We start from the raw sequence: 14,620 nt of genomic DNA, 5'->3' as shown, positions 1-14,620 counted from the left end.
GTGGCGCGGCGATTCCAAGGCTCCCGCGCAGTAAGATTCTGCCAATGAGATCCTTCGTGACCGCGGTCGTCGCCGCAATCGAGGCGGTCGCGGTCGCGCTCGCCGGGCTCGTCGTCATCGCGGTACCCGCGGTGCTGCTCTGGGTCGTGACGTTCGGTCTGGCTGCCGAGCCGGCGACGGTTGCTGCCGGCGTCGCGGGCTCCTGGCTGCTCGCGCACTTCGTGCCGCTCGGCTTCACGCTGAGCGCTGAGAGCGCGCTGGCTCTCGGGCTCGCGCCCGAAGCGCTGCAATTCACGCTTTCGCTCGCCCCGCTCGGGATCACATTGCTCACGGTGTTTCTCGCGCTGCGCGCCGGGTGGCGTTTCGCCGCGCGCGGCGGCGTCGGCGCGATGGGCGCTCTCGGAGGCTTCGTCGGCTTCGGTGCAGTGGCGCTCCTCGCCGCGGGCGTCGCGGGCGACTTCGTGGTGTGGCCGCGGCCGCTCGCGGCGGTAGTGCCGGCGGCCGTCTACGGCATCGCCTCGGCCGTCGCGTTTCTCGTGCGCGCCGGGGTGGAGCAGCACGCGTGGTGGCAGGCCGCCATCAAGCGCGTGCAGCAGGGGCTCGGCTCCCTCGGAGTGCGGGGTGCCGCGGCTTTTCCCGCGCGCCTCGGTGACACGTTGCGTCTGGCCGCGGCCGCGTGCGCGCTGCTCGTCGGCCTCGCAGCGATCGGTTTCGCTGTCGCGGTGGTCACCGCCTACGCGGAAGTGACCGCGGTGACGCAGAGCCTGCAGCTCGATCCGCTCGGTTCTCTGTTGCTCTTTCTTGCCCAGCTCGCGCTGGTGCCGATCGCGATCGTGTGGAGTCTGGCGTGGCTTGCGGGCCCGGGGTTCTCGATCGGTATCGGAAGCTCGGTCACGCCCTTCGAGACGCTGCTCGGCCCGCTGCCCTCCCTACCGATCTTCGGCGTCATTCCCGATGCCTGGGGCGGCCCGGGAGCACTTGCTCCGGCGATCGTGGTCTTGAGTGCGATCGCGCTCGGCGTTATCGCAGCGCGGCGACCGACCCTGCGTCGCGCGAGCTGGGCGGTGGCGCTCGCGACGGCCGCGTGCGCTGCTGTGCTGGTGGGTCTCGCGGTCGCGGGTGCCTGCGTGCTCGCGAGCGGGGCCGTCGGGCCAGACCGCCTCGCTGAGGCGGGTTCCGACGGCTGGATCGTCGGAGGCTTCGTCGCGCTCGAAGTCGGCATCGGGCTGCTGCTCGGCGTCGCGGCCGGCCGCGTCGATATGGAGCAGTTGAATACCCGGCTTCGTGCGCAGGGGGTCGACGCCGACACGATGCCGGGTGCGGAAGCCATGCGCCGATTCCGCTCGATGCGACGCGCGCGCACCCTCGAGGCCTCCCGCGCACTCGGCGGGGACTCGCTCGGAGTCGCGGGGGGAGGCTGGAGCGGCGGTGCGGCGGACGACACGCAGCCGGTCAGCCGTGATGTCGCGGAGTTGACGGACTTCGACGAAGCGGATCATGAGTCTCGCTTCGACGATGCGGTGGGCACGGGCGAGCACCCGGTGATCAGGGACGACTTCGAGACGGTCGAACTGGCACCGACCGAAGACCAGAGCACAGAAGCACCAGAGCGCTTCTCCGACATCGCCGAGCCGGTGCTCGATCGCTGGGACGCAGCGCGCAAGCGTGCGGCGCAGGGAGAGAGCCCTGAGCCCGAGCGAAGCGGCACGGGGTGGTTCCGTCGCTGGCGCAGCGATCCGCATCCCGAAGCGCCCCACGACGCATCTCTCGCAGACGAACCCAGCAGCGACGACGTGCTGCACGCCTTCGGTTGGGACAGCCGCCCCGAAGAGGAAACACCGCGCGCGGGCGACGAATCCCCGGCTCCGGGGCACGATGCGCGCGACGACAGCGAGGACGGTGAGCGGCCCGGTTGGCGCTGGCCGCGTCGCGGGCGCTAGGGTTAAGGGGCAATCCACGGGAGTCCTGACGCGCAGGGCTGAGAGGGAGCACGCGAGCTCCGACCGTCAACCTGATCTGGTTCATGCCAGCGGAGGAAGGAAGCCTCAATGATGTCTGCACCACTGTCCCGTCGAGCCCGGAGGGGCGTCACCGCGGCGTCGCTCTCGGTCGTTGCGATCCTCGCGCTCCCGCTCACGTCGTGCGCGTCCGGCGACGCGAGTTCGAGCTCCGAGTCGAGCGGCGCGGGCGACGAGAAGTCCGTCACGCTCGTCGTGCACGATTCGTTTCCTAACGATGAGTTCGCGGCCGCCGCGAGCGACGCCACCGGCTACGACGTCAAGGTGATTTCGGCGGGCGACGGCGGCGAGCTCACGAACAAGCTCGTGCTCACCCAGGGCGCTCCTATTGCCGACGCGTTCTTCGGCGTCGACACGATCTTCGCGTCGCGACTCGTCGAGAACGACGTCGTCGAGCCGTACGTGCCCGAGGAGCTGCCGGAGGGCGCCTGGCCGCTCGCGGTGCCCCACTCAGAAGGAGGGCCGGATGCGGCCACCCCGTCGTACATCGAGCGCACCGGCATGGTCCCGGTCGACCACGGCACCACCTGCGTGAACATCGACACCGGGTGGTTCGCGGAGGAGGGCGTCGCGGCCCCTGAAACCTACGAGGATCTCGCGAAACCCGAGTACCAGGATCTCACGGTGCTGCTCGATCCGACCGCGTCGTCGACGGGTGCATCGTTCCTTGTCGGCACGGTCGAGGCCTTCGGCGAAGACGGCTACGTCGACTACTGGCAGAGTCTCGTCGACAACGGCGCGCGCATCGAGCAGGGCTGGAGCGATGCCTACTACGGGCAGTTCACGCAGGGAGGCGAAGACGGCACCCGGCCGATCGTCGTCTCGTACGCCTCCTCGCCGGCGTTCACCGTGAACGAGGACGGTACGGAATCGTCTACCGCGGCGCTCCTCGACACCTGCACGCAGCAGGTCGAGTACGCGGGCGTGCTGAAGGGCACCGAGAACCCGGACGGTGCGCGGGCGGTCGTGGACTATCTCGTGTCCTCGGAGTTCCAGCAGATGATTCCCGACGCGATGTACATGGTCCCGGTCGACGATTCCGCGGAGCTCCCGGAGGCCTGGGCGAAGTTCGCGCCCGAGCCCGAGGAAGAGCAGTTGCACGACCTCCCGCCCGCGGAGATCGAGGCCGGCCGGGAGACCTGGCTGAAGACCCTGGGCGAGCAGATCGGCATCTAACGCGGTGGGGCGCGGGGGTGCGGATCCGCTGCGTGCGGTGAGCTCGGCTGCGGGACCGAGCGGGTCGGGGTCGCAGGGCTCGGGATCACGGGGCGCTCGCGCGCCCCGTCCCGGTGCGCCACGACCTCGAGCGCTCCGCCCGCGTTCCCCGCGAGCCTCCGCACCCTCCCGCCGCAACACGCCGTGGGGCGTCGCCGCGTGGGCGATCGCGGCCGCGCTCCCGCTCGCATTCCTCGCGCTCTTCTTCATCTGGCCGGTCGTCTCCCTCATTGCGACCGGCTTCGCCGACGACGGCGCACTCGATCTCAGCGCGGTGCCCGAGGTGTTCGGGTCATCGCGCACCTGGCGAGTCATCGGCCAGACTCTCGCGCAGGCGGCGTGCGCGACTGCGCTCTCGATGGGGCTCGGCGTCCCCGCCGCATACGCGCTCTACCGACTCGAATTCCGCGGGCAGAACGTGTTGCGCGGACTGCTGACGGTGCCGTTCGTGCTACCCACGGTGGTCGTCGGCGTCGCGTTCTCCGCGCTATTCGGCCCGGGCGGCCCCCTTGAAGCGCTGGGGCTCGATCGCAGCTTCACCGTGGTGGTGCTCGCGCTCGCCTTCCCGAATGTCGGGGTGGTCGCGCGCACCGTGGGGAGCTTCTGGTCGCGCCTCGACGACACGTCCGAGCAGGCCGCCCGGGTGCTCGGCGCGTCGCGCACGCGCGCCTGGACGACCGTCACACTCCCGGCGCTCGCTCCGGCCCTCGCCTCGGCCGCCGCGCTCGTCTTCCTCTTCTGCTCGACCTCGTTCGGCATCGTGCTGATTCTCGGCGGCACGCAGTTCGCGAACGTCGAGACCGAGATCTACCGTCTGACGGTGCAGTACCTCGACCTCCGGGGCGCCGCCGTGCTCTCGATCGCACAGTTCGCGATCGTCGGATTCGCGCTCGTGGTGTCGTCGAGGCTCCGGCGCGCGGGGGAGCGGGCGGTGCAGCTCCGTGAGGATCGCGTGCACGGCGCGCCACCGAAGCGCACGGATGCACCCGTGCTGATCGTGTTCGGGGCGACGGTCGCGCTGCTGCACGCGCTGCCGATCCTCACCCTGCTCAGCCGGTCGCTGCACGATCGCGAGGGTCGCTGGACCCTCGCCAACTACGTCTCGCTCGCTCATCCCTCCGATGAACTGCCGATCGACGGCACGGTGCTCCAGGCGATCTTCGCGTCAGCGCGGATCGCGCTCGCCGCAACCCTCATCGCGGTCGTACTCGGCGTGCTGCTCGCGCTCGTGCTCTCCCGAAAGCCGCGCTCGCCCGTGCTGCGCCGCGGCATCGACCTCTTCGACGCGCTCGTCATGCTGCCGCTCGGCGTCTCAGCCGTCACGCTCGGCTTCGGGCTCCTCCTTACCATGCATCGCCCGCTCGGCATCGGCTTCGACCTCCGCACCTCGACGGCGCTGATCCCGATCGCGCAGGCGCTCGTCGCGCTACCGCTCGTGGTCCGTACGCTGCTGCCGGTGCTGCGCGGCATCGCGCCGGAGCTGCGGGACGCAGCATCATCGCTCGGCGCGGGGCAGTTCGCGATGCTCCGCACGATCGACCTGCCGCTCCTCGGGCGGTCCGCGGGGCTCGCGCTCGGCTTCGCGTTCGCCGCCTCGCTCGGGGAGTTCGGAGCGACCTCGTTTCTCGTGCGCCCGGGGGAGCAGACGCTGCCGGTCGCGGTCGCCGCGCTCATCGGCCATCAGGCGCCCGGAAGCTACGGGGCGGGGCTTGCGGGGGCGGTTGTGCTCGGCGTGCTGACCGCTGGCGTGATGCTGCTGGCGGAGCGCTGGCGCACCGACGGGCGGGCGGAATTCTGATGGACGGGGGTTTAGTGGGCGGAGAGCTGATGGGCAGCGGTCTGATGGGCGCCCAGGCGGGGAAAGCAACGAGCGGGAATCTCGCGAGCGAGCCGTTCGATGTGCTGCTGATCGACGGGCGCTCAGGCTCGGGCAAGACGCAGGCGGCGCGCAGCGTCGCGAAGCAGTGGTCGAGGTCGGGCGTCGAAGCGCAGCTCTTCGCCGTCGAGAGCCTGTACCCGGGGTGGGATGGACTCGCCGAGGGATCCGCCGCCCTTGCCGCCGTGCTGCGCGGCGGCAGTTACCGGCCGTACAACTGGATCGCGGGGCAGTTCGGCGACCGCGTGTCGCTCGAGCGGGGTGTGCCGCTCATCATCGAGGGCTGCGGCGCCCTCACCCGCGAGAATCTCGCGGCCGCGGAGGAGTGGGCGGAGCGAGCGCTGGGCGGCGCCCGCCGGGCGGTCGTGCGGAGCATCTGGCTCGATTGCCCGGCGGACCTGCGCCGCGAGCGCGCCCTCGCCCGCGACGGCGACACGTACGCTCCGCACTGGGAGCGATGGGCCGCGCAGGAGGACGCGCTCTACTCCCGGCATCGTCCGTGGGAGCTCGCCGACCAGGTCGAGCGCGAGAGCACCCACCGCGGCACCGAGACCAACTCCCATCCGTGAGATCGACCGCCGCGGGGGCGCATTCGTAGTCGATCTCGCCGCTGGAGGTCGATCTCGACGCAAGAAACCGGCGCGGGATCCCACAGGGCCCCGCACCTAGAACGCGGCCGGCACCTCGAGCTCTTCGAGCTTCTCCCGCACCTCATCACTGTGGAACGCGCTCGCCAGTGCCTTGACCTCGTCCGAGTCGGAGTTGTCGTCGCGCGACACGAGCGAGACGGCGAACTGCGGATCCTGCTCGACCGCGATTGCATCGTCCTCGGGCGTGAGTTCGAGTTGCCGCGCGAACGTGCCGTGCAGGAACACGGCGTCGGCCTCGGGGTACGCGGCCGAGAGCTGCATGATGTCGACCTCCACGAAGTCGAGGTTCTTCGGGTTGTCGGTGATGTCCTTCACCGACACCTTCCACTCGTCGACATCGGGGTCGAGCTTGATGAGTCCGGCGTCCGCGCACATGAGGAGCGCGCGCGCCGCGTTCGAGGTGTCCTGCGGAATCACGATCCGCCCGCCCTCCGGGATCTCGCCCATGCTCGCGTGCTTGCTCGAGTACATGCCGACCACGGTCAGATACACCGGCTCGATCGCGACGAGCGACGCGTCGTTGCCCTCGTTGTACTCCTCCATGAAGGGCGGGTGCTGCACGAAGTTCGCGTCGAGCTCGCCGTGCTGCAGCATCGAGTTGGGCTGTACGTAGTCGGCGACCTCCACGAGCTCGATCTCGTACGGATCCTCGATCGCCTCGGCGGCCGCGCGCACCACGTCGGTCATGGGGGTGGTCGTCGCGGCGACCTTGAGCACGCGCGGCTCCGAGCCATTGGCGTCGTTCGACGACGTGGCAGAGGAGCAGCCGGCGAGGGCCAGGGCGAGGAGAGCGACTGAGGCGAACGGAATGATACGAGGCATGCGGGGTGCTTTCTGTGAGGGGGGGGGGGGATCGCGAGGCGAGGATGTGGTGAGCGCCGAGGGCGGAGGCAGCTCGGCTATCGGTGGTCGAGCGCGCGGGAGAGGCGCGTGCCCGCGGCCTGCAGCACCATCACGCACGCGACGATGATCGCGATGGTGAGGTACATGAGGGTGAAGTCGTACTGGTGGTAGCCGTAGCGCATCGCGAAATCGCCGATGCCTCCGCCCCCGACGACACCGAGCACGGTCGAGTACGACACGAAGCTGATCGTCGCGGAGGTGAGCGCATAGACGAGCCCCGAGCGCCCCTCGACCAGGAGAAATCGGAAGACGGTCTGCGGGAGGGTCGCGCCGAGCGACTCCGCGGCCTGCAGGAGACCGCTCGGAAGCTCCAGGAGGATCTGCTCGGTGAGGCGCGCGTAGATCGCGACTGCGACGAAGCCGAGCGGGAACGTCGCGGCCACCGTGCCGAAGCTCGTGCCGAAGACGAGCCTCGTCACGGGGATCATGAACACGACGAAGAGCAGGAACGGGAAGGACCGCACGATCGTGACGTAGGCGTTCGCGATCGTCCAGACCGTGCGTCGCGGCACGACGCCCTCCGGCCGCGTGAGATAGATGAGAATGCCGAGCGGGGTGCCGAGAATCACGGCGACGAGGATCGAGGCGAGCACCATGTAGCCCGTCTCACCGAGGGCCACTGCGATTTCTCCACCGTGATCGCTGAAGACCTGCCCGATGGGCTCCCACCCGTTCATCGAGTGAGCACCGATCGCACGTGGTCGAGGTAGCGGGGTTCGCGCGCTTCGACGCGTGTCGGCACGGAGACCGTGTCGAGGAGGCTGCCCTGCTCGAACACCGCGGCGGTGTCGCAGATCGCGCGGACCGCGTCGAGCTCGTGCGTGACGAGCGCGATCGTCGTGCCGAACTCCTCGCGAGTCGCTGCGAGCAGCTGCAGGATCTCGCTCGTCGTGTGCGTGTCGAGAGCCGACGTCGGCTCGTCGCACAGCAGCAGCATCGGGTCGGTGACGAGCGCCCGAGCGATCGCGACCCGCTGCTGCTGACCGCCCGAGAGTTCGGCCGGGTAGCGGCTGAGCAGCCCCGAGAGGCCCACGAACTCAGCGATGCTTGCGACCCGCTCGGTGTCGCGGCGTCGCTGTAGGCGGAGGGGGAGCGCGATGTTGGCCTGCACGGTCGCGTTGCCGACGAGGTTGAAGTGCTGGAACACCACGCCGATCCGGTGCCGCAGCGCGCGCAGTTCGCGCGAGCCCAGCGATGCGAGATCCGTGCCGTCGACGAGCACCCGTCCGCTCGTCGGATGGTCGAGGCCGTTCATGAGGCGGAGGAGCGTGGTCTTTCCCGCGCCGCTCTCGCCGAGGATGCCGAAGATGGAGCGCCGAGGAATGCTGAGGGTGACGTCGTGGAGGGCGGTCGCCGTGCGCGTGCCGGAGGCGAACACGCGGGAGACGCCGTCGAAGTGGACGGCGGCAGCGCCCGTGGGCTGGTCGTGATGCATCGAGCGGCCGAATCTCCAGGTTGATCGAGGAAGTGATCAGAGTTCCGAAAGGATGAACAGTATTAGTTAGACTCGGTCTAACATATGCCTCATGCGCGCACCGCGCAACCCGGCGGAAGGAGCCCCATGCCCGATCAGGCGCATTCCGAACTGCAGCCCGCGATCTTCACCGCCGTTGCGCGCAATCGCGACGGCTCGACTGGGGAGAGCTCGGTCGACGGCGGAATTCGCGTCGCGGTCGCTGCACCCACCGGCCCCGCCGTGCCGGGCGCGACGAACCCCGAGGAGCTGCTCGCACTGGCGTGGGCGACCTGCTTGAACGCGGCCGCGCGCGCGATCGCTGGGCCGGGCGTCGCGATCGAGGCCGTGGCTCGCGTCTCGCTGCACCCGCGCGCCGAGGGTGCCTACGAGTTCAGTGCGCACGCGGAGCTCAGCTTCGCGGGTGTGCCGATGGAGGAAGCGGAGTCGCTCGCGGCGGCCGCGCACGAGCGCTGCCCCGTCTCGCGCCTGCTCGACGGGCGGGGGAGCGAGCAGCCCACGGTTCGAGCGGTTCCCGTCGCGTAGACTGATGCGGTGCTGAAAATCGCAGTCCTGATCTCCGGTGGCGGCAGCAACCTCAAGGCGCTGCTCGACGCGGCGGACGATCCCGACTTCCCGGCGCGCATCGTCTGCGTCGGCTCCGACACCGACGCCTCCGGCCTCGATCACGCGCGAGCCGCTGGCGTCCCCGTGTTCATCGAGCGGCCCCGCGACGCCGCAACCCGCGAGGAGTGGGGGGAGCGACTGGCCGCCGCGATCCGCCAGCACGGCGTCGATGGGTCCGATGACAGTCTCGTCGTGAGCGCAGGACTCATGCGGATCCTGCCTGCTGGCTTCGTCCGTGCCTTCAGCCCGCGCTTGATCAACACGCACCCCGCGCTGCTGCCCGCCTTCCCGGGCGCCCATGCGGTGCGCGATGCGCTCGCCGCTGGAGCGACGCGGACCGGCGTGACCGTGCACGTGATCGACGAGGGCGTCGACACCGGGCCGGTGCTGCGTCAGGAGGCTGTCGACGTGCGGCCCGGCGAGAGCGAGGAGGACCTGCACGAGCGTATGAAGCAGCTCGAACGCCCGCTGCTCGTGCGGACCGTGCGCGACATCGCACTCGGAGAGCTGGAGCTGCCCGGCGCCGGGTGATCCTGCCCCCGTTGTTCTTGCCTGGCTCCCGTGCCGCTCTCAAAATCTCTCAGAACTTCCCAGAACTTCACGCCACTCCCCAGAACCTCTCCCGGACCGCGATCACCAACCCAAGGAGCCTCATGGCAGTCCAGAGCCACGATCCCAGCCTCTACGAACACCGCGACCTGATCGCCGTGCGGCGCGCCCTCATCTCGGTGAGCGACAAGTCCGGCCTGCTCGATCTTGCCGCCGCGCTCGACGAGGCCGGTGTCGAGATCGTGTCGACGGGTTCGACCGCCGCGACCATCCGCGACGCCGGCCACGCGGTCACCGACGTTGCGGAGGTCACCGGTTTCGCGGAGGCGCTCGACGGGCGCGTGAAGACCCTGCACCCGGCCGTGCACTCGGGGCTGCTCGCGGACCTGCGCCTCGCCGACCACCGTGCCCAGCTCGAGTCGCTCGGTTTCGCGCCGTTCGAGCTCGTCGTCGTGAACCTCTACCCGTTCGAGGAGACCGTCGCGTCGGGCAGGCCGGCCGCTGACGTCATCGAGAACGTCGACATCGGCGGCCCCGCAATGGTGCGCGCGAGCGCGAAGAACCACGCCAACACGGCGATCGTGGTGTCGCCCTCGCGCTACGAGGAGATCATCGCCGCGGTGCAGGCCGGCGGCACGACGCTCGCCCAGCGCCGATCGCTCGCGACCGAGGCGTTCGTGCACACGGCGCAGTACGACGCCGCTGTCGCGAACTGGTTCCTCGAGCAGGAGGACGCCGACTGGGGCGTGAGCGCGACCGCCGAGACTCCCTCCGAGGAGGCGTCGATCGACAGCATCTTCGAGACGACAGAGGGCTACGTCGGCTACGAGGTGTTCGGCCTCCGCGAATCGGTGTTGCGTTACGGCGAGAACAGCCACCAGCGCGGTGCGCTCTTCACGGAGAGCGAAGGCGCTGGCATTGCACAAGCGACGCAGCTGCACGGCAAGGAGATGTCGTACAACAACTACGTCGACGCCGATGCCGCCCTGCGCGCCGCCTTCGACCACGAGCGCCCGGCCGTCGCGATCATCAAGCACGCGAACCCCTGCGGCATCGCGGTCGCGCCCGAGGGCGCCGCCGACCCGATCGCTGCGGCGCACGAGCTCGCGCACGCCTGCGACCCGGTCTCGGCGTTCGGCGGCGTGATCGCCGCGAACCGCGTCGTCACGCGCGCGATGGCCGAGACCGTCTCGGGGATCTTCACCGAGGTGATCGTTGCTCCCGGCTTCGAGCCGGACGCGCTCGCGATCCTCACCCAGAAGAAGAACGTGCGGCTGCTCGTGCTGCCCGCCGAGTACACGCCGAACCCGGTCGAGCTGCGCCAGGTGTCGGGCGGGTTCCTGCTGCAGGACGCCGACCGCGCCTTCGCGCCCGCGTCCGAGTGGGAGCTCGCGACCGGTGAGCCCGCGGACGCTGAGACGCTCGCCGAGCTCGAGTTCGCGTGGCGCGCGAGCCGCGCGGTGAAGTCGAACGCGATCCTCCTCGCCGCGGGAGGCGCGTCGGTCGGCGTGGGCATGGGCCAGGTCAACCGCGTCGACTCGTGCCGCCTCGCGGTCGAGCGAGCCGGGGATCGCGCGCGCGGTTCGGTTGCGGCCTCCGACGCCTTCTTCCCGTTCGCCGACGGCCTGCAGGTGCTGCTCGACGCGGGTGTGCGCGCCGTGGTGCAGCCCGGGGGCTCCGTGCGCGATCCCGAGGTCATCGAAGCCGCGCAGGCCGCGGGCGTGACGATGTACTTCACCGGGGAGCGCCACTTCTTCCACTGAGGCATGCTCGCGTGCGGGCCGGCCTCAGCCCTGCGGAGCGCTCCTCTGAGATGATGGACGCATGGAGACCGTCAAGGGAATTCTCGTTGTCCTGCACCTCGTCGGCTTCGGCGCCGTCTTCGGGAGCACGCTCGCGCAGCTCTCGGCCGTGAAGGAGGCGCGTGCGCGCATCACGCCCGGAATTCTGCACGGCGCTTGGCTGCTGCTCGCGACCGGCCTGCTGCTCGTCGGCATGGTCTACGCGACGGGCGGGCAGCCCAATAACGCGAAGATCGGCGTGAAGCTCGTCGTGCTGATCGTGCTCATCGTGCTCGTGCTGATCGGCCGCAAGAAGCAGCAGGTGACGGGCGGTCTGCTCGGCGGGATCGCCGGGCTCTCAGTGCTGAACGTCATCCTCGCGGTGCTCTGGCACTAGCCCGTCACGTTCGCCGTTCACACTGGTTCGCCGTACCAAACACTGATCCCCCGGGGGCCTCAGCCTCCGGGGGATCAGTGGTTCAGTCATGCATCACGGTGCGCGGCGGCGGATCAGCGCCAGCGTGCGCCCCAGCTCTGCGACTCGCCCGCGGGAGCGAGCTGCTGCCGGATGCCGAGCGGGTTGTCGTCGCGAAGCGCCTCGGGCAGGAGTGCGGCGGGCGCGTTCTGGAACGCGACCGGGCGGAGGAAGCGGGTGATCGCCGCGGTGCCGACCGACGTGGAGGAGTCGTTCGTCGTTGCGGGCCAGGGGCCGCCGTGCTGCTGCGCGGGCGTCACCGCGACACCGGTCGACCATCCGTTGAAGAGCACGCGGCCCACCTGGTTCGCGAGGGCCGCGACCAGCGCCCGCAGCTGCTCAGCGTTCTCGGTCGTGCCGGTCGCCTCGGCCTCGCTCAGGTGGATCGTGCCCGAGAGGTTGCCCTCGTAGAACTCGGGCATGAGCGCTGCGAGGTCGGTGCCCTCCGGCACCTCGACAAGGATCGAGAGCGGGCCGAAGGACTCCTCCAGGAGCGCCTCGCGGCCCGCGCGGAAATCGTCGAGCGAGATCGCGACGATCGTGGGCGTCGCCCATCCCTGCCCGTCGTCATCGAAGCGAATCCCGCCCTCGATAACCGCGCGCGCTCCCGCGGTGCCGAGCACGGCGGTGCGGCGCTCATCGTAGCTCGACGCGATGCGCGGGTCGAGGAGGCGGTGCTCGGGGGCGTCCCCGGACTTCGCCGCGACCGTCTCGGGAAGCGAGCTGCCAGCGGGAATGAACACGAAACCCGGCTTGGTGCAGAGCTGCCCCGCCGAGCCCGACACGCTCGTGAGGTAGCCGCTCGCGATCTCGTCGGCGCGCTCAGCGATGGCGTCGAGCGTCACGAAGACCGGGTTGACGCTGCCGAGCTCGCCGAAGAAGGGGATGGGCGCGGGGCGGTTCGCGGCGATGTCGGCGAGGAGGCGCCCGACGCGGATCGAGCCGGTGAATGAGCCGGCCTTGATCCGCGGGTCCTTCAGCACCTCGACGCCGGCCTCGCGACCGTGGATGAGCTGGAAGGTTCCCTCGGGGAGGCCCGCCTCGGTGATGGCGGTCGCGGCCACTTCGGCGGTGGCGTCGGAAAGATCCGCGTGGCTCGAGTGCGCCTTCACGATGAGCGGGCAACCGGCGGCGAGGATCGCGGCGGAGTCTCCGCCCATCACCGAGAAGGCGAACGGGAAGTTCGACGCGGAGAAGTTGATGACCGGGCCCACGGGAATATGGGTGCGACGGATGTCGGGGCGCGCGCCGAGCGCGAAGTCCGGGTCGGCGTGGTCGATGCGGGCGTCGAGGTAGCCGCCGTCGACGATGGTGTCGGCGAACAGTCGGAGCTGCACAGCGGTGCGAGTGACCTCGCCGGAGAGGCGGGCCTCCGTGAGCCCGGTCTCGCGCAGGGCGATCTCCACGAGCTTCGCCTTATTCGCCTCAAGCGCATCCGCGATCTTCACGAGTGCGCGAGCGCGGTGCTCCGCCGTGGTCGCGGCGAGCGGTGCCGCGGCAGCAGCGGCCCGAGCAACGACCGCCTCGAGTTCGGGGGAGAGCGCTTCCTGAGTCATGCATCCATCCTTTGTGTGTCGGGGCTTACGATCCCGGAGAAAACCACTGCCATTGTTGCAGCCCGGTGGCGCGCCCGGGTAGTGAGCCGTGCACAGTCACCGGGGCGAGAGCAGTGCCAGCACGGCGGGTGGCATCGTGCTTCAAATGTGACCTTCCGCCCGCGGCCGCAATCTATACAATGTAAAATTGTACAGGGCGTCAGTGACGACGCCATCGTCACTCTTCCAGTGATTCAACGAAGTATCCAGGAAAGGAAGACTTGATGTCCTCTCGACGTATTCGAACCGCTCGGCGCTTCGCCGCCACAGGGGCGATCGCACTCTCACTCGGGCTCGTGCTCGCGGGCTGCTCCGGCGGCGTCGCCGGCGGTGGGGAGTCCGCCGACAATAGCGACGAGCCCATCAAGCTCGGCATGCTCGCCCCGTTCTCGGGGCAGGAGGCCGCATTCGGCGACTATATGAAGTTCGGCGCCCAGCTCGCCATCGACGAGGTGAACGCGGATGGTGGCATCGACGGCCGCGACCTGGAGCTCGTGACCGAGGACGACGCCTGCGATCCCACCGCAGCCGTCGCGGCGGCGAACAAGCTCGTCACCGCGGGTGTCGAGGGTTCGGTCGGCGGCTACTGCTCGGGAGCTACCCTGCCGACACTCCCGGTCTTCGCCGACGCTGAGATCCCCATGGTGATCCCTGCGGCCAACTCCAACCAGCTCGTCGGCCAGGGCGCGTTCATGATCAACGGCACCGGAGCTCAGCAGGCCGAGGCCGCCGTGGAGTACATCAAGAAGGTCGGGGCCAAGAAGGTCGCGGTCATCGATGACAACACCGACTACTCGGTCGATCTCGCGGACTCCCTCGAGGATCAGGCAGACGGCTTCGAGGTCGTCAAGCGCGAATCCGTGAACCCCGACGAGAAGGACTTCTCTGCGAACGTCAACAGCGTCACCGGAGCATCCCCTGACTTCATCGTCTGGACCGGCTACTACCAGGCCGGCGGCCTGCTCGTGAACCAGCTGCGCGGCGCCGGCTACGACGGCCCGATCCTCGTCGGCGATGGTTCTGTGGATGCGCAGCTCGCCGCCATCGCGGGTGAGGACGCGATCAAGAACGTCGTCGGCACGTTCACGAAGACCCCCGACATGCTTGAGGGCGGCGATGAGTGGATCGCGGACTACGAAGAGGTTTCGGGCGGGGATGCCCCCGGCCCGTACTCGATCCAGACGTATGAGGCCGTGAAGACGATGGCCGAGGCGTACACGCAGGCGGGCGGCACTGATTACGACGCGGTCGTCGAAGCGCTGCAGGGCCTCGACGGCTTCCCGCTGCTCACCGGCGACCTCACCTTCGCCGATGATGGATCGCGCGAGGGAGGCGGCTTCGTGATCGTCGAGCCCACTGGCGACGGCGGAGCGTTCGTGCTCAAGGACGACCTCGAGGGGTAACGACGTGATGGCGAGAGGGCGGGGATTCCCGCCCTCTCGCCCAATCCTGCTCGCGACTCTCTCGGAGGCACCCGT

Annotated in this window: 13 protein-coding genes and 1 riboswitch; of the genes, 9 read left to right on the top strand and 4 right to left on the bottom strand. The window is 69.7% G+C overall.

Annotated elements, in window-relative coordinates; genetic code table 11:
* Positions 1-44: 44 nt before the first annotated feature.
* From WFH00_RS01395 to WFH00_RS01380, 4 genes are all read left to right on the top strand, one after another.
* Positions 45-1,940 (top strand): cell division protein PerM, encoded by a 1,896-nt coding sequence (locus WFH00_RS01395; protein ID WP_336658777.1) that lies wholly within the window; start codon positions 45-47, stop codon positions 1,938-1,940.
* 6 nt (positions 1,941-1,946) lie between these two features.
* Positions 1,947-2,055, top strand: a riboswitch (TPP riboswitch).
* Positions 2,049-3,194, top strand: coding sequence for a thiamine ABC transporter substrate-binding protein (locus WFH00_RS01390; protein WP_336658776.1), 1,146 nt, complete (start codon positions 2,049-2,051; stop codon positions 3,192-3,194). (Overlaps the previous riboswitch by 7 nt.)
* Positions 3,195-3,399: 205 nt before the next feature.
* Entirely contained in the window at positions 3,400-5,031 is a 1,632-nt protein-coding gene (locus WFH00_RS01385; protein WP_442918773.1) for an ABC transporter permease, read from the top strand.
* Positions 5,031-5,678: a hypothetical protein gene (locus WFH00_RS01380; protein WP_336658773.1), complete on the top strand. Its 648-nt coding sequence runs from the start codon at positions 5,031-5,033 to the stop codon at positions 5,676-5,678. Before WFH00_RS01385 ends, WFH00_RS01380 begins: the two co-directional genes overlap by 1 nt.
* 96 nt (positions 5,679-5,774) lie before the next feature.
* Here the strand turns inward: WFH00_RS01380 and WFH00_RS01375 are convergent, their stop codons facing one another.
* From WFH00_RS01375 to WFH00_RS01365, 3 genes are all read right to left on the bottom strand, one after another.
* A complete protein-coding gene (locus WFH00_RS01375) occupies positions 5,775-6,581 on the bottom strand; it encodes a MetQ/NlpA family ABC transporter substrate-binding protein (RefSeq protein ID WP_336658772.1) in 807 nt (268 codons plus the stop codon).
* Between the two features lie 77 nt (positions 6,582-6,658).
* Positions 6,659-7,339 (bottom strand): methionine ABC transporter permease, encoded by a 681-nt coding sequence (locus tag WFH00_RS01370; protein ID WP_336658771.1) that lies wholly within the window; start codon positions 7,337-7,339, stop codon positions 6,659-6,661.
* Positions 7,336-8,097: a methionine ABC transporter ATP-binding protein gene (locus WFH00_RS01365; RefSeq protein WP_336658770.1), complete on the bottom strand. Its 762-nt coding sequence runs from the start codon at positions 8,095-8,097 to the stop codon at positions 7,336-7,338. The genes WFH00_RS01370 and WFH00_RS01365 overlap by 4 nt, the downstream gene beginning before the upstream one ends.
* Positions 8,098-8,223: 126 nt before the next feature.
* Here WFH00_RS01365 and WFH00_RS01360 point away from each other — a divergent pair, with 126 nt between their 5' ends.
* The 4 genes from WFH00_RS01360 to WFH00_RS01345 all read left to right on the top strand — a co-directional run bounded on the left by WFH00_RS01360 (position 8,224) and on the right by WFH00_RS01345 (position 11,469).
* Positions 8,224-8,661 (top strand): OsmC family protein, encoded by a 438-nt coding sequence (locus WFH00_RS01360; RefSeq protein WP_336658769.1) that lies wholly within the window; start codon positions 8,224-8,226, stop codon positions 8,659-8,661.
* Positions 8,662-8,670: 9 nt separating this feature from the next.
* On the top strand, positions 8,671-9,273 hold the full coding sequence (gene purN, locus WFH00_RS01355) for a phosphoribosylglycinamide formyltransferase (protein ID WP_336658768.1): 603 nt from the start codon (positions 8,671-8,673) through the stop codon (positions 9,271-9,273).
* 122 nt (positions 9,274-9,395) lie between these two features.
* Positions 9,396-11,054, top strand: a complete 1,659-nt coding sequence (gene purH / locus WFH00_RS01350; protein ID WP_336658767.1) for a bifunctional phosphoribosylaminoimidazolecarboxamide formyltransferase/IMP cyclohydrolase — start codon at positions 9,396-9,398, stop codon at positions 11,052-11,054.
* A 61-nt stretch (positions 11,055-11,115) separates the two neighbouring features.
* The gene (locus WFH00_RS01345) at positions 11,116-11,469 is read left to right on the top strand and encodes a hypothetical protein (RefSeq protein WP_336658766.1); all 354 of its coding nucleotides are present in this window, start codon (positions 11,116-11,118) and stop codon (positions 11,467-11,469) included.
* A 113-nt stretch (positions 11,470-11,582) separates the two neighbouring features.
* Here the strand turns inward: WFH00_RS01345 and WFH00_RS01340 are convergent, their stop codons facing one another.
* On the bottom strand, positions 11,583-13,199 hold the full coding sequence (locus tag WFH00_RS01340; RefSeq protein WP_336659168.1) for an aldehyde dehydrogenase (NADP(+)): 1,617 nt from the start codon (positions 13,197-13,199) through the stop codon (positions 11,583-11,585).
* Positions 13,200-13,366: 167 nt separating this feature from the next.
* On the opposite strand from WFH00_RS01340, the gene WFH00_RS01335 reads away from it, so the two are divergent.
* Positions 13,367-14,545, top strand: a complete 1,179-nt coding sequence (locus tag WFH00_RS01335) for a branched-chain amino acid ABC transporter substrate-binding protein (RefSeq protein WP_336658765.1) — start codon at positions 13,367-13,369, stop codon at positions 14,543-14,545.
* Positions 14,546-14,620 lie beyond the last annotated feature (75 nt).

Source organism: Leucobacter sp. USHLN153 (genome assembly GCF_037145615.1).
In the GTDB taxonomy this organism is placed as follows: domain Bacteria; phylum Actinomycetota; class Actinomycetes; order Actinomycetales; family Microbacteriaceae; genus Leucobacter.
The sequence above is the reverse complement of the archived record's forward strand: the minus strand, read 5'-3'. Positions and strand labels throughout refer to the sequence as shown.

What these genes read in the sequence shown, in the direction of transcription:
- WFH00_RS01360 (WP_336658769.1), top strand. Translation starts at nt 8,224, where the DNA reads ATGCCCGATCAGGCGCATTCCGAACTGCAGCCCGCGATCTTCACCGCC.
- purH (WP_336658767.1), top strand. Translation starts at nt 9,396, where the DNA reads ATGGCAGTCCAGAGCCACGATCCCAGCCTCTACGAACACCGCGACCTG.
- WFH00_RS01345 (WP_336658766.1), top strand. Translation starts at nt 11,116, where the DNA reads ATGGAGACCGTCAAGGGAATTCTCGTTGTCCTGCACCTCGTCGGCTTC.
- WFH00_RS01335 (WP_336658765.1), top strand. Translation starts at nt 13,367, where the DNA reads ATGTCCTCTCGACGTATTCGAACCGCTCGGCGCTTCGCCGCCACAGGG.
- WFH00_RS01375 (WP_336658772.1), bottom strand. Translation starts at nt 6,581, where the DNA reads ATGCCTCGTATCATTCCGTTCGCCTCAGTCGCTCTCCTCGCCCTGGCC.
- WFH00_RS01395 (WP_336658777.1), top strand. Translation starts at nt 45, where the DNA reads ATGAGATCCTTCGTGACCGCGGTCGTCGCCGCAATCGAGGCGGTCGCG.
- WFH00_RS01390 (WP_336658776.1), top strand. Translation starts at nt 2,049, where the DNA reads ATGATGTCTGCACCACTGTCCCGTCGAGCCCGGAGGGGCGTCACCGCG.
- WFH00_RS01370 (WP_336658771.1), bottom strand. Translation starts at nt 7,339, where the DNA reads ATGAACGGGTGGGAGCCCATCGGGCAGGTCTTCAGCGATCACGGTGGA.
- WFH00_RS01380 (WP_336658773.1), top strand. Translation starts at nt 5,031, where the DNA reads ATGGACGGGGGTTTAGTGGGCGGAGAGCTGATGGGCAGCGGTCTGATG.
- WFH00_RS01365 (WP_336658770.1), bottom strand. Translation starts at nt 8,097, where the DNA reads ATGCATCACGACCAGCCCACGGGCGCTGCCGCCGTCCACTTCGACGGC.